Below are 17,417 nucleotides of genomic sequence, written 5' to 3' on the forward strand. Positions count from 1 at the left end.
ACTGGTACGTGCATAAGTATAGAATTTATTGACTATAACAGTAATAACCCAAAAAAATAGTCCCTACGTCAAAAGACGTAGAGACTATTTCAATTAAGCGTGAAGATCAGAAACTTCTTGTTCTTTCACTTCTTCTACTTTTTCGTTTACACGTTCAATAGTTGCACCTAATGCAGCTAATTTCTTATGGAAATCTACATAACCACGGTCAAGATGCTTTAACTCAGTTACACGAGTGTAACCTTCAGATACTAAACCAGCTAAGATTAATGCAGCAGCAGCACGTAAGTCAGTTGCGCCTACTTCAGCACCTTGTAAGCTATTTGGACCGTTCATAATAACAGAACGACCTTCGATTTTAATATCAGCATTCATACGACGGAATTCTTCAACGTGCATAAAGCGGTTTTCGAATACCGTTTCTGTAATCATACTTGTTCCATCAGCTTGTAGTAATAATGCCATCATTTGTGATTGCATGTCTGTTGGGAAACCTGGGTGAGGCATAGTTTTAATATCAACCGCTTTTAACTTATCTGGGCCGATAACACGTACACCTTCATTTTCCTCAATAACTTTAACACCCATTTCTTCCATTTTCGCTGTAATTGAGCGTAAATGTTCAGGTACAGCATTTTCAATTAAGATGTCTCCACCAGTAATTGCCGCTGCAACCATGAATGTTCCCGCTTCAATACGGTCAGGAATAATAGAGTGGTTTCCACCATATAATTTATCAACGCCTTCGATACGAATCGTTCCAGTTCCAGCTCCGCGTACTTTCGCTCCCATCGCATTTAAGAAGTTAGCTAAGTCAACGATTTCTGGTTCTTTCGCTGCGTTTTCAAGGATTGTTGTCCCTTTTGCTAATGTAGCTGCAGACATAATGTTTTCTGTTGCGCCCACGCTTGGGAAGTCTAAATAAATTTTAGCTCCTTTTAGTTCTCCCTCAACGTATGCCTCAACAAAACCATTACCAACCTGTACTTTTGCTCCCATTGCTTCGAAGCCTTTTAAATGTTGGTCAATTGGACGTGAACCAATTGCACATCCACCAGGAAGTGCAATACGAGCACGGCCGTTACGTGCAAGTAATGGTCCCATTACTTGAACAGATGCACGCATTTTACGTACATATTCAAATGGTGCTTCAATGTTTAGTTCTTTAGAAGCATCGATTGTTACTTGGTTATTTTCAAATACGACTTCAGCATTTAAATGACGTAATACCTCATTAATTGTGTATACATCAGACAAAACTGGTACTTCAGATAGTACATTCTTTCCATCACTCGCTAATAGGGCTGCAGCGATTATAGGTAATACAGCATTTTTTGCGCCCTCAACACGCACTGTGCCGTTTAACCGCTTTCCGCCACGGACGATGATCTTTTCCAAATTATTCCCCTCCGTGTCCTTTTTTCAGTATCTATTCACTCAATACTCAGAAGTTATGATCGGTGTGCCAACCACAATTGTATCTTTGTTGTCTGTAGAACGTATTGCTATTTGCACATTTATTTTCTCTCTATTTGTTGAAAGAGCGTCATCCCACTTTCTATTGTATGCGGAGACTGATACAAATGCTCTTTCTTCTATCTGTTCGATCGCTCTTGCTGAAAGATCTTTCAAAAACTGATTGGTTTTATTTTGCAAAACACCTTCAATCTTATCATTCAGTACACCTTGAACACAAGTGTAAATTATAGGTTTTTCACTAAAAATTTTATTTGTTTTCTGAATGTACTTCGGGTCCCATTTCGCCCCGCTTACTTCAAAAATAATGAAAGTGTTTTCTTTAGTATTTTCCTTACTCCATGTTACTACTACTCGTTCTTCATAAGAAGAAAACTTTTTATAGGATGTAGCTTTATATCCATCTGGAGATTGCTCTAATTCCCACTTTTGAATATTCGCCTTGTCCTTCACATCGTTTAACAACTTTTGAAACATATGTATATTAGAAATTGTTTTTGTTTCTCGCGCTAACCATGACCACTTCTCTACTTTAGCATCATTTTTCTCTAAAGTTGCAATCATGCTCTCCATTTTCTGTTCATCGCTGATCGGTTTCATCTCTCTATATCCAACCAAAAATAAAACAACACTTATCACAACAATAAGAATGGCTTTAAGCTTCAATTTCATCCCCTCCTATCCCCATTGTTAACGGAGATATGAGGTTCTATACACTTACTTTACTAAATACGTTAAACTCTTTGAATAGCCTAAATAATCAAGGAAAAAGTTACTTACAGATGTCCCAATTGCAATTGTAATTAGGATGAGTAACACTCGCGTCTGCATCACCTTTCCAGACTTCATTAAACGCTCAATGTGAACACCTTGTAAGGCCCACCACGTAATGGTAATAAACAATAAATGCGAAACAATGGCAATCAGTGCTTGTTGCCCTAAAAGATGTGCCAAAAAATCGACCCCTTTTTACCCAGCTACTACTTACGAAATACTATAAAAACGATACCATAATAAGTAGGCGCCACACTTTTTCAAATACAAATAAGCATCTTACATTTCACATCATAATTTGCTCTCAAAAAACATATACCTACATGCATTTTCAATTGTAATTCACACAAAATAAAAAGCGCAGAGTAACAACTCCACACCTTTTATTTTCACTATTGTACCACGTTCCCTAAGAAGAAGAAATCCTTCATTAATGGAAAATATTCATAAAAGAAATTGTATCCAATCATCGGCATAATCCCTAGTATTACAATCGAGATTGCACAAAGGCTCATAACAACCTTTATATTTAATGGCAAACGAATTTTCTCTTCCACTCCTCCCGTCCGGAAAAACATTTGCTGTAGAATACGGAAATAATATACGAATGAGATGACTGTCGTCCCCATCATAATAGAAGCTAGTACGTAATGAGCTGGCTCTACATGCATTGCACCTAAAAAGATGTTAATTTTCCCGATGAAACCAGCTGTTCCTGGTATCCCGGCCAACGATAATATAAAAATCGTCATCACTATCGCTGTAAATGGCGATCGCTTATATAATCCGGTAAAAATGGTAATGTTTTCTTTGTTACTTTGTAAGATTAAGCCGTGAATAATTGCAAATGCGCCTATATTCATAAGCATATACGCAAGCATGTAAAACCACATGCTATCCATCGTAAATGGTGATAATGCTACAAGCGGAACGAGTAAATACCCCGCATGTGCGATTCCCGAATAAGCAAATAGGCGTTTTACGTTATATTGCTTTAACGCTACTACGTTTCCAATAATCATCGTAATACTCGCTAGTACTGCAATGTATATGCTCATACGTCCGTATAAAGATTGCATGTCTCCTTGCACCGATATACTTGCAAAAACCATGAGAAACAGACGAATAATGAGTAAGAATCCAGCAATTTTAGAAATCGTCCCGAGAAAAGCAGTAACAGGTGTAGCCGCTCCCTCATACACATCTGGTGCCCACATATGAAACGGCACTGTCGCAATTTTAAACGAGAGTCCAACGAGTAATAGTAGAAATGCGAGAGCTAACAATAACTGAATACCACCAGCAAGCTCCCCTGCGAATACTTTTTGCATATCCACGATATTAGTTGATCCTGTAATACCGTATAAATAACTCATTCCAAAGAGCGTAATTGCCGTGCCAATACCTCCGTTAATGACATATTTCATGGCCGCCTCGTTTGACGCACGGTTCCTTTTTCGTATTCCTACTAAAATATATGAAGAAAGTGAAAGCAATTCTAAACCGACGAAAAGTGTAATGAAGTCGATACTAGAAGCCATAAACATAGCCCCAAGAAGTGCCATTAAAAATAAGTAATAATATTCTCCCTTATCTTCAATTGGATTCTTCTTATCATCGCTCATGGCGGTGCATAAGATGAGGGCCGCTCCGCCTAATAACAACGTTTTAAACCCTTTTGAAAACCCATCTAACACAAACGATCCATTTAAAATATCTCCTGTCGGTTCACCGTATAGCGTGATTAACGACACGATTGCTAATATGACGGCTGCGATTGCACTAAGCGCTACATATCTATGGTTCAGCTTAAAAAATAAATCACATATGGAAAGAAGGATGGCTGCTCCGAGAATAATGAATTCTGGCACCATGAGATGCCATGATAAGCTAAGTAACGTATTCATATCCATCCTACTTCACCCCCAATGTTTTCAATGTATTTTGAAGCGGATCCCCTAGTATTTCTGGCATTACTCCAATTGCAATAATGCAGAAGATAAGTAGCAATATAGGGACATACTCCCATCCCTGTATATCAGCTTTCGCCTCCCACTCTTTCTTACCAAAAGTTACTTGAAGCGTTGCTCTTAATACGTATACAGCGGTTAAAATGATGCCGAGCACACCGACTGCAGCAATGACTGGCTCCCCTTGGAATAAACCGAGAAAGGCAAGAAACTCGCTAACAAATCCAGACATTCCTGGCAATCCAAGCGATGCCATTCCTCCTGCTAAGAAGAATCCGCTAAGTACCGGGACACTTTTTGCGAGTCCGCCAAGCGCTGTAATATCCGACGTTCCAAAGCGCTGTTCTATAACGCCCAGTAAGAAGAAGAGTAAGGCTGCAATTAAACCGTGAGAGACAACTTGGAATAGTGCCCCTTGTATACCTGGTGCATTTAACGCCGCAAGGCCCATTAATACGATGCCCATATGCGAAATACTAGAGTAAGCAAGCACCTTCCGAAAATCCGTTTGAATGAGCGCTAAGAAGGCTCCGTACAATAAATTGATGACTCCTAAAATCGCAATAAGCGTTGCAAACTCGCGAAAGTATTCCGGGAATAGCCCCTTTCCGAAACGAATCATACCGTATGCCCCAATCTTCAGTAAAACGCCCGCGTGAAGCATAACTACAGCCGGATGCGCTTCAATATGCACATTGACCATCCAGCGATGTAACGGGAAAACGGGTAGTTTAATCGCAAAGGCAATCATTATGGCAAGAAACAATCCGAACTGTAAGCTACTTGAGACAGCCATTCCTCCCCCAGCACCTACGCTCGTTAATATTTCTTTAAGCTCTGTAATATTTGTTGTACCTGTTTTTGCAAATAAAACTGAGAAAACGATGAGTAAAATAGCGGAACCAATACCGTTATATATTAAATAACTATAAGCAGCCTTTTCACTCGACAATTTCCCCCACTTTCCAATTAATAAAAACATTGGCGGCAACGTAATTTCAAAGAAGATAAAGAACAACATTAAATTTTGAGCAGCGAAGACGCCGAGCATCCCTATTTCTAACATGAGTAGCAGCATATAAAAGGCTTTCAAGTTTCTTTTAATAGTAAATGCCGCAATTGCTGCAAGCATCGCTAGAAGGGCTGTCAGCACCATCATAACGAGCGATAAACCATCAATGCCGAGCTCGTAATAAATGGAAAACCATCTTTTATCCACCGCTGCAAAATCCCCAAATTTAATCCATTTCACTTTTTCATCAAATAGCGACAAACTCTTTCCAGAAGCATATGTACAAGCGAGGACGATAGCGATTCCAAATGGAAGCGCCGTCCCAAATAAACCAAGCGCTCGCACAGTACGCGATTCTTTTTTCGGCGTTAATACAAGTAAAAGAATTCCTAAAAGCGGGGAAAAAATGAAGAACGTTAATAACAAATCATTCATCGTAAATCCCCTCCCGTATAGAGCAAAATAATGACGAGTACTGCAAGCGAAACAGCTGTTACAGTGCCGTACACTTGTACATTTCCGTTTTGGAGTCTAGAACCGAGTCCGCTTATCCCTTTAACTAGACTCCCTATTAAAACGGCAATTCCTTCGACTACATACACCTCAAATAAGCGAAGCACATGAGCGATTCCCTTCGTAATAGGGAGCACCGTCATATTGTATAGTTCATCCACATAATATTTTTCTTTCAAAAGGTTATAAAGAGGTGTTCCATCGCCCCCAGCCCAATCTCTAGAAATAAATTTCTTGCCATATATGAAATATGCAAGAGCAATCCCAGCCAAGGAAACGAGCGTCGCAACAATCATAATCCAAACTGGTCCATGTGCCTCTCGCGCTTTAAATGCTACATCTTTCGTAAGCCAATCCCCGAGAAACGTCCCAAACCACGGTGTATTTATATAACCTGCCACTACTGCAAGGACCCCGAGAACGATCATCGGATACGTCATAATGCGGGGCGATTCATGCACATCTTCCTTTGTCTTTGCTTCCCCAGTAAAGACAAGGAAGTAGAGCCGGAACATGTAGAATGCTGTTAAGAACGCTGCAATTACTGCTAATATGAATAAAACGTAATTGCCATTCATCCAAGTCACCGCTAAAATTTCATCTTTACTAAAGAAACCAGAAAGGAGCGGAACCCCACTAATTGCAAGTGTACCGATTAAAAATAGTGCACCCGTTACTTTCATCTTCTTCTGTAAACCACCCATTTTATTAATGTCTTGCGTATGCACTGCATGAATGACGCTTCCTGCTGCCAAAAATAGTAGCGCTTTAAAAAAGGCGTGTGTCGTTAAATGGAAAACACCAGCTACATAACCAGCAGATCCTAATGCGAGCATCATATAACCTAGCTGGCTAACCGTAGAATAAGCAAGCACTCTCTTTATGTCCGTTTGTACAAGACCGATAGAAGCCGCAAAGATCGCAGTGAAAGCTCCAACGATTGCCACCGTCTGCATCGCCACCGCACTTGCTGAAAATAGCGGAAACATCGTCGCCACTAAATATACGCCAGCTGCGACCATCGTCGCCGCATGAATAAGTGCCGAAACAGGCGTCGGCCCTTCCATCGCATCTGGTAACCACGTATGAAGCGGGAACTGACCTGACTTCCCCATCGCCCCGATAAAAATTAATATCGCTGTTATTGTAATCATCGTAGGGGTAAGATCACCCGTACGAATCGCCCTAAATATTGCGTCATATTCAAAACTACCCGCGTGCCAAAAAAGTAAGATCATCCCTATAAATAAACCGACATCTCCAATACGAGTCATAATAAAAGCCTTTTTCGCAGCAGCCTTCGCTTCTTCTTTAAAGAAATAAAAACCGATGAGTAAAAATGAACCAAGGCCGACTAACTCCCAAAATATATAAAGCTGTAATAAATTCGGTGATATAACGAGCCCGAGCATCGCAAATGTGAAGAGCCCTAAATAGGCATAAAAGGTTGGTAATCTTTCATCACCTTTCATATAACCTTTCGAATACACATGTACAAGTAAACTCACAAGTGTAACGATAAACAGCATTAAAGCCCCTAATGCAGTCACTTCAAAGCCAAATGATATATCAATATCTCCCGTTCTAAGCCATACCCACTTATGCTTCAATCCTACTTTCGAAAACCGTTCTATTAATACAAGTACCGCAAATATAAAGGAGAGAAAGACGAGGAAAATACTAAGTACACTGCTTCCTTCTCTAATTTTCTTCCCGAATATAAGTAATAAAAAAAACGAAACAAGCGGGAAAAGCGGTATGAGCCATGCATAATCGATCATTGTTTCCTTCCCCCTTTTCGGTCACAATGTTATCCTTTGAGCGTATCCATTTCATCTACATGAACCGTCTTACGATTACGATACAAGGCAATTAAAATGGCGAGTCCTACCGCCGCCTCCGCTGCTGCTACAGCCATCGTAAACAGAGAGAAAATTTGCCCTGTTAAATTTGGGAACAAACCTAATTTACTAAACGCGACTAAATTTAAATTGGCCGCGTTAAGCATTAATTCAATACAAACTAATACAATCACTGTATTTCGCTTCGTTAAAGCTCCAAACAAACCGATGCAAAACAAAATAATCGCAAGCGTTAAATATGCAGAAGCTGGAACGCTACTCATTGGAATCCTCCTCTTTCTCATCCTTCTTCGCAAGTATAATCGCGCCAACAAGTGCTACAAGTAAAATGACTGAGGTTAACTCAAATGGAATAATATATTTCGAATAGAGAAGTGTACCGATTTGAAGTGTGTTTTTTTCATGGAGAGGTAAACTTCCTTGTGTGCTTTCATTTGCAAAATCAATATTGTTAACAGCGAAATACATAACTGCCCCAAATGCTACAACCGCAAAGAAGATAATCCATTTTCGAAGAGTAAGACGCGATTCATTTTCTGCGTTATGTTGCGTTAACATAATGCCAAAAATCATAATAATTGTAATCGCACCGGAGTAAAGTAAAATTTGTGCAACTCCGATAAATTCGGCCGATAAAAGAAAGTACAAACCTGCGATACTAAGAAATGTCAGAACGAGAGCTAGCATCATATGCATGACTTTCGTTAAGTTCAACATAAGAACACCGCCGATAATTGCAGACAAGGATAGTATAAAGAATGCTACAAACTCGCCATTCATGCTTTATTCTCCTTCCTGACGTTTTCGTCGTTTTCGTCAAGCCACTGCAAATTTTTAAATAAATCATCACGTGAATATTCCGCGAGCTCAAAGTTATTTGTCATAACAATCGCCTCTGTCGGACAAACTTCTGTACATAAATCACACAGAATACAAATTTCAAAATTAATATCGTACGTGTCAATAATTTTTCCTTTTTTCGTAGGATCCGGATGTTTTTTTCCTGTTAACTGAATACAGTCTGTCGGACAAATGTTGGAGCATTGGTTACAAACAATACACTTTTCCGGATAAAACTTTTGAATACCTCGAAAGCGGTCTGGCAACGGCAACGGTTGATTCGGATAATCGTAGGTCACCTTCTTCTTACTCAAATTGCTTAATGTATATTTTAATCCTTTAAATAGTCCTTTCATCTCTTACTGGCACCCCCCTCATAGATTAGAAGAATAACTCCTTAATCAATGCCGTTAAGAAAATATTCGCAAGTGCAATTGGCAATAATACTTTCCAGCCAAACTCCATTAACTGGTCACCTCTTATACGCGGAAACGTAACGCGGAACCAAATTAATAGAAAGACTACACTGCTAAATTTCAAAGCAAACCATACAGCTCCTGGGATAAATCCAAGGAACATAACTGGATTCCATCCGCCTAAAAAGAGCACTGTAATTAAAGATGACATTCCGAAGAAATATACGTACTCTGAAAGCATGAAAAACGCCCATCGAAACCCTGAGTATTCCGTATGATATCCAGAAACAAGTTCCGATTCTGCTTCTGGTAAATCAAACGGCGTCCTATTTAACTCTGCTACCGCCGCGATTAAGAAAACGACGAAACCGATTGGCTGCACGAAAATGTACCAAACATTCTCCTGTGCCGCTACAATTTCATTTAAATTCAGGCTACCAGCTAACAAAACGACACCAATTACACTCATTACGAGCGGAATTTCATAAGAAATCATTTGCGCCGCCGCACGCATCCCTCCTAAAAGGGAATATTTATTATTTGATGCCCATCCTCCGGTTACGACACCAATCGTCGTAATGCCAGAAACAGCAATGTAATACAGTAAGCCTACGCCAATATCCGCGAACTGAAATTTATCAGTAAACGGGATGACTGCAAGCACCATAAATGCCGGTGCGAATGCAATGACAGGCGCTAATATAAACAACGTTTTATCTGCCGCTTTCGGAATACTATCTTCTTTCAATAATAGTTTTAAAACATCAGCTACCGTTTGCAGTAAACCGAACCGGCCCCCAACTTGGTTTGGTCCAATCCGCCCTTGCATAAAACCCATTACTTTCCGTTCTGCCAAAATACCATATGTAACGAAGCCAAGGACTGCAAATAATAGAAGCACCGCTAATCCGAAAAAAATGAAGAAATTCGTCCAGCTTGAAGGTGATTGTAAGAGCGTTTCAATCATTAGCCATCAACCTCCCCAAGTACAATATCAACTCCACCTAAAATCGTAATTAAATTGGCGATGTTTTCACCTTTCAATAACTTCGGTAAAATTTGCAAATTGTAAAAAGACGGCCTGCGAAACTTCAAGCGATACGGCTCTTTCTTTCCATCACTAGCAATATAGCAACCAATCTCTCCTCGCGGCGATTCTATACGGACGAACGCTTCCCCTTTAGGCGCCTTAATGATTTTCGGCACTTTCGCTAGCACAGCTCCGTCTTTCGGGAACTGCTGGACAGCTTGCTCAACAATTTTTAATGACTCCTCAATCTCTTGCATGCGGCAAACGTAACGATCCCAAGCATCTCCCACACTCCCAACAGGAATATCGAAATCAAAACGATCATAAATGGAGTACGGTTCATCCTTGCGAAGATCCCAGTTTACTCCGGTACACCGCAAATTCGCTCCGCTTAAAGAATACGAAATCGCTTCTTCCGCGCTATATATACCAACGCCTTTTACGCGATTTAAGAAAATCTCATTACCGCTAACGAGATCATGATAACCTGCCAATTGTTCTCGCATATACGGAACAAACTCTTCCACTTTTTCAATCCAACCGTCCGGCGCATCCCACTTTACACCCCCGACTCTCATATAGTTAAAAGTAAGACGGGCACCGCATAATTCGTTTAATAAATTTATAATCATCTCTCGTTCACGAAAAGCGTATAAAAACGGGCTGACCGCTCCTATATCAAGAAGATTTGTCCCCCACCAAACGAGGTGGCTCGCAATCCTTCCAAGCTCCATTGCAAGTACTCGTAAGTATTCGGCCCGCTCCGGGATTTCAAGCCCCATCATCGTCTCTACAGCATGGCAAATGACGTAATTATTCGTCATGGCCGATAAATAGTCCATTCGATCTGTATAAGGGATAATTTGCGTATACTGTAAGCTCTCGGCAATCTTTTCGGTCCCGCGATGCAAATATCCAATAACTGGTGTAGCTTCTTTAATAATTTCCCCGTCAATCTTAATAACAAGCCTGAACACACCATGCGTACTCGGATGCTGAGGCCCTACATTCAAAAGCATTTCTTCCGTACGGATCATAAGCTACACCTCCACATCATACGGTTCATAATCTTTCCGAAGCGGATACCCTATCCAATCATCAGGCATTAAAATACGTGATAAATTCGGATGTCCCTTAAATACAATGCCGAGCAAATCATACGCTTCTCGCTCTGGCCAGTCCGCTCCTTTCCAAAGCGCTGCAACCGACTCTACTTCTGGTGCTTCCCTATCCAACTTCACCTTCACCGCTACTGACTGTTTCTTTCCATATGAAAATAAATGAACATACACTTCCATATGTGTCACAAAATCCGTCGCATGTAGCTCTGACATATAATCAAAAGCAAGTCCCTCATGGAATCGCAGTAACTCCATTACTTCATAATATTTTGAGGGCTCCACCACAAGAGTTGGCACGTCTTTTGAAAGTTTATTAATGTAGGAATCTACTAACGTATCCTCTCCAATTTTCCCCTTAATAACTTCAACATACTGATTTAAATACGGCTGATTCACGGATGGCTCTCCCTGTTTCGGCTCCTCTTCCGCTTTACCTTCAGCGCCCTTTGTCTTCGCCCTTGCTGCCGCTTTTGCCTTCGCCTTTTCATCTCCCGATTTCCCATCACCTAGCGAGGCCTTCTGCTTCGCTAAAGCCGCTGCCTTTGCCTTTGCTACCGCCACGGCCCTCGCCTTCGCTTTTGCCTTTTCTTCTTCCGTTACTTCTTCGGTTCCTTCTCTTTTTTGCTTTGCTAATGCTGCCACTTTTGCTTTTGCGGCGGCGGCTGCCTTCGCCTTCGCTTTGGCCCTTTCTTCTTCCGTTACTTCTTCGGTTCCTTCTCTTTTTTGCTTCGCTAATGCTGCCGCTTTTGCTTTTGCCACCGCTGCTGCCTTCGCTTTCGCTTTGGCCTTTTCTTCTTCCGTTACTTCTTCGGTTCCTTCTCTTTTTTGCTTCGCTAATGCTGCCGCTTTTGCTTTTGCCACCGCTACTGCCTTCGCCTTCGCTTTGGCCCTTTCTTCTTCCGTTACTTCTTCGGTTCCTTCTCTTTTTTGCTTCGCTAATGCTGCCGCTTTTGTTTTTGCCGCCGCTGCTGCCTTCGCTTTCGCTTTGGCCTTTTCTTCTTCCGTTACTTCTTCGGTTCCTTCTCTTTTTTGCTTCGCTAACGCTGCCGCTTTTGCTTTTGCGGCGGCTGCTGCACGTCGTTTTACTTCTTCCACAGTCATACCATTACTTTTTGGTAGCGCTTTCTCTTTTTCTCGATTTTCTTCCTCAAGTTTACTTATTTCCGCATCATGTTTCGCAACGAGACGCTTTCTCGCCTCTTCTTTCGCATGCCTAGCCGCTTCTCTTTTCAAATCCTCTAGGTCTTTATTTGGATCACTCATTTATTCGTCACCTGCTTTCCCGTCTTTGCCTCGTAACGAATTTTTTCTTTCAATTTATTAATTCCATAAATTAAAGCAGCAGGATTGGGTGGACAACCAGGAATATACACATCCACTGGTACAATTTGATCCACACCTTTCACAACAGCGTATGAATTTACATATGGGCCACCTGCTGTCGCACAAGATCCCATTGCAATCACCCATTTTGGTTCGGGCATTTGATCATATAAACGCCGAACAATAGGAGCCATCTTCTTCGTTACTGTTCCCGACACAATCATAACGTCCGATTGCCTTGGCGATGTCCGAAAAAATGACCCAAATCGATCTAAATCGTAATGTGATGAACCTACTCCCATCATTTCAATTGCACAGCATGCCAGTCCGAATGTCATCGGCCATAAAGAATTGCTTCGTGCCCATCCTTTTAACTGCTCCAATGTAGAAAAAAAGATATTTCGTTCTAATTCCGCCCGCTCATTTGGATGTAATTCCTCAAAATTTATAACCATTGTAACACCTTCTTTTTCCAAGCATACGCTAATCCAACTAGCAACATTACAACAAAGATGAGCATTTCAATCAGTGCAAATAAACCGAGCTTGTCATATGCAACAGCCCATGGATATAAAAATAAAGTTTCTACATCAAAGATGACAAACAATAAAGCAAAAATATAATAACGAGCATGAAACCGAATATTTGCATCATGAAAAGGCTCAATCCCACTCTCATACGTCGTCGCTTTCGCTGCACTTGGTTTGTTTGGACGCAGCATCTTTCCTAATGTAAGAGCCACTACCGGCAGCAATATACCTAATAGCAAGAAAATCAAAACGATCATATAACTATTTTCATATACACTTGCCATTGTGAAACCCTCCCTCCTGAATTAAGAACAAGTTCACTTAGTAAACAATATGTCCTAGTTGCAGTAATTATTATTTTTAAATTTTTCTAAATAATGCAACTATTTTAATCATTATAGCAAACTTCAAATTCCTATGTCGATATATTGGGGACCGAAACGAGAATTATTAAAATCTATTTTTATAACTCGCTAAACCTGTGTAAAATAAGTATAGAAATTATATATATGTTTCAAGAAACAATAAAAAATAAAAAGAGGAATTTATATGTATATACCGTGGGTGAGATAAATGAAAAAACAAACACATGTAAGTATTCTGATAAGCATTATATTGTTATCTATAGCGATTCATTACGTGGCAATGCCTTTTCTATATGAATACTCATTTCCTTTTCAAATATTAATTGGAATGAGTACCTTATTCATTGATATTATCGCTTGTAGTTATATACTTTATTTTTCAAATAGGAAAGAAGGGTTACCTCGTTTATTTTGGACCATTTTATCTGTTGGAACCCTCTCTTATTTCATTGGTGATATGGTCGTTGCCTATCAACGTTTAATTTTAAAGGACTACTATACATTCGTTGATCCGTCCGATTTTTTTTACTTACTTTTTTTAATTAGCTTTGCATTTGCCTTTCTATATGAAATCATCTATAACCGCGATTTATTAGAAAAGCTTTTTATGATATGTGATATTTGTATTATTGTTACAGCACAATTCACTTTAAGTTACTACTTACTTATTGAACGCACCATTCACGTTTCTTCAACATCCTATATCGACATATTTGTTCAACTTACCTATCCAATGGCCGATTTGCTCTTTCTTCTCATAGGAATCAATCTGTTATTCAAGCCATTATCCTTATTATCCAAAAAAGTTGGTGCGCTTCTTGGCAGTGCTTTAATTTTATATGCTACTACAGATGCGATTTATGCTTATATTAAATACTTCACACCCGAGTATTCTATGTTTACAGTTACTCCTCTCTATCAAGTAACTTTAGTACTAGTAGCAATCGCCTGTATTCTGCATACAAAAGAACCTGAAAGACAAGAGCAAGTACTATTAACACCTAAACTTGGGGAATCGATCAGATTGTCATTACCTTATATTTCTGTAGTAATGCTTATTGTTTTTATACTAGTTGAATATGTTTTTGCACCTATTGTAGTAATCGGGCTTATAATAACTTTCTCCTTCGTTCTCATACGCCATAGTTTAGTTCGAAAACAAAATAAAATATTATTACTAGCCCAAATGCAATTCAACTCGGAACTCGAAATACAAATTGAACTACGTACAGAAGATTTAGTAGAACAAAAAAATGAACTATATCATAACCAACAGATGTTTAAATCTTTATATGAGCATCATCCAGATCCAATCTTCACCTTAGATTTGTACGGTAATTTTCTCAAAGTGAATAACGCTGGTACTACTTTGCTCGGTTATCAAACGAATGAATTATTAAATCAACCTTACTATTCACTTATGTATGAAGAAGATTTGGAAGAAATCATTAGTGCCTTTCATCGGGTAAAAAAGGGGAAATCTATTTCTTTAGAAGTACGGGCATATCATAAAAATAGGGATATTTACTACTTGCATGTTACAGCAGTTCCTATCTTTTTAAAGGATCATATTTCTGGTGTTTATTTAATGATTAAAGATATTACGGAAAGCAAACAACAACAAGAACAAATTAATTTTCTAGCATATCATGATACTTTAACAGAGCTTGCAAATCGCCGTGCATTTCATCAATATGTAGAACAAGCAATTGCTCGATCCGAAATATCAAAAAGGCCTTTTGCTGTTATGTTTCTCGACCTAGACCGCTTTAAGGTTATTAATGATACCCTCGGTCATAGGGTAGGAGACCTTCTATTAATTGCCGTAGCAAAAAGACTAGAAAGACTATCGACACCAAATATGAAGCTCGCCCGGCTAGCTGGGGATGAGTTCACAATCCTTATCGAAAATTATAAAAAAAGACCCGATGTAAAAAAAATGGCTGATACGATTGTAGCAGCCATGAACGAACCATTTGAAATTGAAAGTCAACATCTACAAATCTCACCGAGCATCGGGATTGCAATATATCCTGAAGCAGGTGAAGATCCATTGTCCATTTTGCAGCATGCTGATATGGCCATGTACGAAGCAAAAAATAAAGGAAAAAATGGTAGCTCTCTGTACACGAAAGAATTGTATAAAAAAATGGAACGAAAAGCTCGAATTGAAAAAGATTTACCACTCGCTTTAGTAAACGAAGAGTTTTATCTCGTCTATCAACCACAAATTGATATTACGACGAAAAAGATTATTGGTGCTGAAGCATTAATACGCTGGAAACACCCACTCCTAGGTGACATTCCGCCATGTGAGTTCATTCCAATTGTAGAAGAGACGCCTCAAGTCGTTCCACTCGGTCATTGGGTATTAAAAGAATCTTGTCGCCAGTTAAAAATATGGCATACTTTCGGCTACACAGATTTAAAAATAAGTGTGAACTTATCTGCAAAAGAGTTCCAGCAAGATCATTTAATCGAGAACATTTCACAAATACTAACAGACATTAAAGTCGATCCAAAGCATGTAACACTTGAGCTAACAGAACGAATTGCAATGATCAACGAAAAAGAAACATTATCAAGACTAAAACAATTAAAGGAATATGGTATTCAAACGTCCATTGATGACTTCGGTACCGGCTATTCCTCTCTCGCTTATTTATCAATTTTCCCTATCGATACGTTAAAAGTACCGAGAGAATTTACACAACTAGCCGATCATCGGCCTGAGGAACGAGCTATTGTTTCCACTATCCTTTCCCTTGCAAATACTTTAAACCTCTCTGTCGTTGCTGAAGGAATTGAAACAGAAAAACAACTTAAGTTTCTACAAAAGAACAACTGTAAATATATGCAAGGTTACTATTTCAGTAAACCACTTACTAGTCATCAATTTATAAAATTTCTACAAAAAACACCCAGTATGAACTGAAGTGAACCCGAATAGTGGTACATGAAAAAAACACCTCCTGAATTCGCATACTAAGTATGCAAATTCAATGGAGGTGTTTTTTCGTATGACGACAAGAGTTCATTACCCAGAAGAAACAAAGTGGAAAGTAATTGAAATGAAGAAAGATGGTTATTCAAATCGTACAATTATGGAGAAACTCGGAATTAAAAATGTTTCCCAAATTAAGACATGGATGAAATGGTATCGTACAGATCAAACGTATCGTTTTCAACAACCTATAGGAAAACAATATTCTTATGGAAAAGGACCAAAAGAGCTCAGTGAATTAGAACAACTACGTTTAGAAAATAAGCATCTAAAAACAAAATTACTTGTATGGGGAAAGTATCTGGAAATCGAAAGGGGCTGAAACCAGAAACTGTAGTTACTTTATGGAAAAATGTAAAAACAAAAATAACGATAAAAGAATTGTGTAACGTATTAGAATTACCCCGTTCCACATTTTATCGCTGGTTACAACGAACGGAAGATCGGAAAGATGATATAGAAGAGAAAGTAAAGGACGTCTGTCTTAGGCATAAATTTCGGTATGGATATCGAAGAGTGACGGCTACTCTTCAAAAAATGGGACTGTGTGTTAATCATAAAAAAGTATTACGAATCATGAGACAAAATCACATTCTTTCAAAAGTACGTCGAAAGAAAAAGAAATATATCAATGGTGCGGAACCAATGGTAGCCCCTCATCGATTGGAGCGTGAATTCGATGCATCCAGACCAAATGACAAGTGGTTTACAGATGTGACGTATCTCTTATTTGGAGAGCGTACCTTGTATTTATCAACGATCATGGATGCCTTTAATCGTGAAATTATTAGTTGTGTCATCAGCGAATCACAAACACTGGCATTAGCGATGAAGACATTGAAACAAGCAATGAGAGGGCGAAGAGTAAAAGATGTCCTTCTTCACTCGGATCAAGGAAGTATTTATACAGCAAAAGAATTTCAAGCGTATGCCAAAGAAAACGGCATTATCACCAGCATGTCCCGGAGAGGAAATTGCCATGATAATGCCGTCATGGAAAGCTTCTTTGGTCATTTGAAAAGTGAAGCTTTCTATTCACAAGAGATAACAAAAGTATCCAACACAACTGTGCGAAAGATTGTGCTAGAATACATTCATTACTACAATTGTGTGCGAATTCAAGAAAAATTAAACCACCTATCCCCTAAAGAATTTAGGGAACAAGTGGTTTAGGTGTTTTG

16 protein-coding genes are annotated in these 17,417 nt (G+C 39.3%); 2 read left to right on the forward strand and 14 right to left on the reverse strand.

What is annotated here, in order from left to right; translation table 11 throughout:
- Window positions 1-93: 93 nt before the first annotated feature.
- The 14 genes from murA to nuoA all read right to left on the reverse strand — a co-directional run bounded on the left by murA (window position 94) and on the right by nuoA (window position 13,151).
- Entirely contained in the window at window positions 94-1,398 is a 1,305-nt protein-coding gene (gene murA, locus QCI41_RS16945; RefSeq protein WP_000411269.1) for a UDP-N-acetylglucosamine 1-carboxyvinyltransferase, read from the reverse strand.
- Window positions 1,399-1,437: 39 nt separating this feature from the next.
- Complete coding sequence (locus QCI41_RS16950) at window positions 1,438-2,142, reverse strand: YwmB family TATA-box binding protein (protein WP_412678005.1); 705 nt, start codon at window positions 2,140-2,142, stop codon at window positions 1,438-1,440.
- A gap of 51 nt (window positions 2,143-2,193) precedes the next feature.
- The gene (locus tag QCI41_RS16955; protein WP_000940744.1) at window positions 2,194-2,430 is read right to left on the reverse strand and encodes a DUF1146 family protein; all 237 of its coding nucleotides are present in this window, start codon (window positions 2,428-2,430) and stop codon (window positions 2,194-2,196) included.
- Between the two features lie 212 nt (window positions 2,431-2,642).
- A complete protein-coding gene (gene nuoN / locus QCI41_RS16960) occupies window positions 2,643-4,157 on the reverse strand; it encodes an NADH-quinone oxidoreductase subunit NuoN (RefSeq protein ID WP_353838819.1) in 1,515 nt (504 codons plus the stop codon).
- Window positions 4,158-4,164: 7 nt separating this feature from the next.
- Window positions 4,165-5,667, reverse strand: coding sequence for an NADH-quinone oxidoreductase subunit M (locus QCI41_RS16965; RefSeq protein ID WP_353837031.1), 1,503 nt, complete (start codon window positions 5,665-5,667; stop codon window positions 4,165-4,167).
- The gene (gene nuoL / locus QCI41_RS16970) at window positions 5,664-7,526 is read right to left on the reverse strand and encodes an NADH-quinone oxidoreductase subunit L (RefSeq protein ID WP_353837030.1); all 1,863 of its coding nucleotides are present in this window, start codon (window positions 7,524-7,526) and stop codon (window positions 5,664-5,666) included. The genes QCI41_RS16965 and nuoL overlap by 4 nt, the downstream gene beginning before the upstream one ends.
- Window positions 7,527-7,555: 29 nt before the next feature.
- The gene (nuoK, locus tag QCI41_RS16975) at window positions 7,556-7,870 is read right to left on the reverse strand and encodes an NADH-quinone oxidoreductase subunit NuoK (RefSeq protein ID WP_353837029.1); all 315 of its coding nucleotides are present in this window, start codon (window positions 7,868-7,870) and stop codon (window positions 7,556-7,558) included.
- Window positions 7,863-8,387: an NADH-quinone oxidoreductase subunit J gene (locus tag QCI41_RS16980; RefSeq protein WP_001012824.1), complete on the reverse strand. Its 525-nt coding sequence runs from the start codon at window positions 8,385-8,387 to the stop codon at window positions 7,863-7,865. The genes nuoK and QCI41_RS16980 overlap by 8 nt, the downstream gene beginning before the upstream one ends.
- Window positions 8,384-8,803, reverse strand: a complete 420-nt coding sequence (nuoI, locus tag QCI41_RS16985; protein ID WP_000677191.1) for an NADH-quinone oxidoreductase subunit NuoI — start codon at window positions 8,801-8,803, stop codon at window positions 8,384-8,386. Before nuoI ends, QCI41_RS16980 begins: the two co-directional genes overlap by 4 nt.
- 25 nt (window positions 8,804-8,828) lie before the next feature.
- Complete coding sequence (gene nuoH / locus QCI41_RS16990) at window positions 8,829-9,830, reverse strand: NADH-quinone oxidoreductase subunit NuoH (RefSeq protein ID WP_353837028.1); 1,002 nt, start codon at window positions 9,828-9,830, stop codon at window positions 8,829-8,831.
- Window positions 9,830-10,930 carry an NADH-quinone oxidoreductase subunit NuoD gene (gene nuoD, locus QCI41_RS16995; RefSeq protein ID WP_000621434.1) on the reverse strand — a complete coding sequence of 367 codons (1,101 nt, stop codon included), beginning with the start codon at window positions 10,928-10,930 and terminating at the stop codon, window positions 9,830-9,832. The genes nuoH and nuoD overlap by 1 nt, the downstream gene beginning before the upstream one ends.
- Window positions 10,931-10,933: 3 nt before the next feature.
- Complete coding sequence (locus tag QCI41_RS17000) at window positions 10,934-12,277, reverse strand: NADH-quinone oxidoreductase subunit C (RefSeq protein WP_353837027.1); 1,344 nt, start codon at window positions 12,275-12,277, stop codon at window positions 10,934-10,936.
- Window positions 12,274-12,792, reverse strand: coding sequence for an NADH-quinone oxidoreductase subunit NuoB (gene nuoB, locus QCI41_RS17005; RefSeq protein ID WP_000236331.1), 519 nt, complete (start codon window positions 12,790-12,792; stop codon window positions 12,274-12,276). Before nuoB ends, QCI41_RS17000 begins: the two co-directional genes overlap by 4 nt.
- On the reverse strand, window positions 12,783-13,151 hold the full coding sequence (gene nuoA, locus QCI41_RS17010) for an NADH-quinone oxidoreductase subunit NuoA (RefSeq protein WP_000179270.1): 369 nt from the start codon (window positions 13,149-13,151) through the stop codon (window positions 12,783-12,785). The genes nuoB and nuoA overlap by 10 nt, the downstream gene beginning before the upstream one ends.
- 289 nt (window positions 13,152-13,440) lie before the next feature.
- Between nuoA and QCI41_RS17015 the strand changes: the two genes are divergently transcribed.
- Together QCI41_RS17015 and QCI41_RS17020 are read left to right on the forward strand one after the other, a co-directional pair.
- A complete protein-coding gene (locus tag QCI41_RS17015) occupies window positions 13,441-16,167 on the forward strand; it encodes a putative bifunctional diguanylate cyclase/phosphodiesterase (RefSeq protein WP_353837026.1) in 2,727 nt (908 codons plus the stop codon).
- Window positions 16,168-16,252: 85 nt separating this feature from the next.
- A protein-coding gene (locus QCI41_RS17020) for an IS3 family transposase (RefSeq protein ID WP_353836606.1) occupies window positions 16,253-17,409 on the forward strand; the annotation gives its coding sequence in 2 pieces (ribosomal slippage) (window positions 16,253-16,505 and window positions 16,505-17,409; 1,158 coding nt in all).
- Window positions 17,410-17,417 lie beyond the last annotated feature (8 nt).

It is taken from the genome of Bacillus cereus group sp. MG4 (assembly GCF_040460055.1).
In the GTDB taxonomy this organism is placed as follows: Bacteria; Bacillota; Bacilli; order Bacillales; family Bacillaceae_G; genus Bacillus_A; species Bacillus_A wiedmannii.

Excerpts from the sequence above, each read along its gene's own strand:
- nuoN (WP_353838819.1), bottom strand. The coding sequence starts at position 4,157 with ATGAATACGTTACTTAGCTTATCATGGCATCTCATGGTGCCAGAATTC.
- QCI41_RS16965 (WP_353837031.1), bottom strand. The coding sequence starts at position 5,667 with ATGAATGATTTGTTATTAACGTTCTTCATTTTTTCCCCGCTTTTAGGA.
- nuoL (WP_353837030.1), bottom strand. The coding sequence starts at position 7,526 with ATGATCGATTATGCATGGCTCATACCGCTTTTCCCGCTTGTTTCGTTT.
- nuoK (WP_353837029.1), bottom strand. The coding sequence starts at position 7,870 with ATGAGTAGCGTTCCAGCTTCTGCATATTTAACGCTTGCGATTATTTTG.
- QCI41_RS16980 (WP_001012824.1), bottom strand. The coding sequence starts at position 8,387 with ATGAATGGCGAGTTTGTAGCATTCTTTATACTATCCTTGTCTGCAATT.
- nuoI (WP_000677191.1), bottom strand. The coding sequence starts at position 8,803 with ATGAAAGGACTATTTAAAGGATTAAAATATACATTAAGCAATTTGAGT.
- nuoH (WP_353837028.1), bottom strand. The coding sequence starts at position 9,830 with ATGATTGAAACGCTCTTACAATCACCTTCAAGCTGGACGAATTTCTTC.
- nuoD (WP_000621434.1), bottom strand. The coding sequence starts at position 10,930 with ATGATCCGTACGGAAGAAATGCTTTTGAATGTAGGGCCTCAGCATCCG.
- QCI41_RS17000 (WP_353837027.1), bottom strand. The coding sequence starts at position 12,277 with ATGAGTGATCCAAATAAAGACCTAGAGGATTTGAAAAGAGAAGCGGCT.
- nuoB (WP_000236331.1), bottom strand. The coding sequence starts at position 12,792 with ATGGTTATAAATTTTGAGGAATTACATCCAAATGAGCGGGCGGAATTA.
- nuoA (WP_000179270.1), bottom strand. The coding sequence starts at position 13,151 with ATGGCAAGTGTATATGAAAATAGTTATATGATCGTTTTGATTTTCTTG.
- QCI41_RS17015 (WP_353837026.1), top strand. The coding sequence starts at position 13,441 with ATGAAAAAACAAACACATGTAAGTATTCTGATAAGCATTATATTGTTA.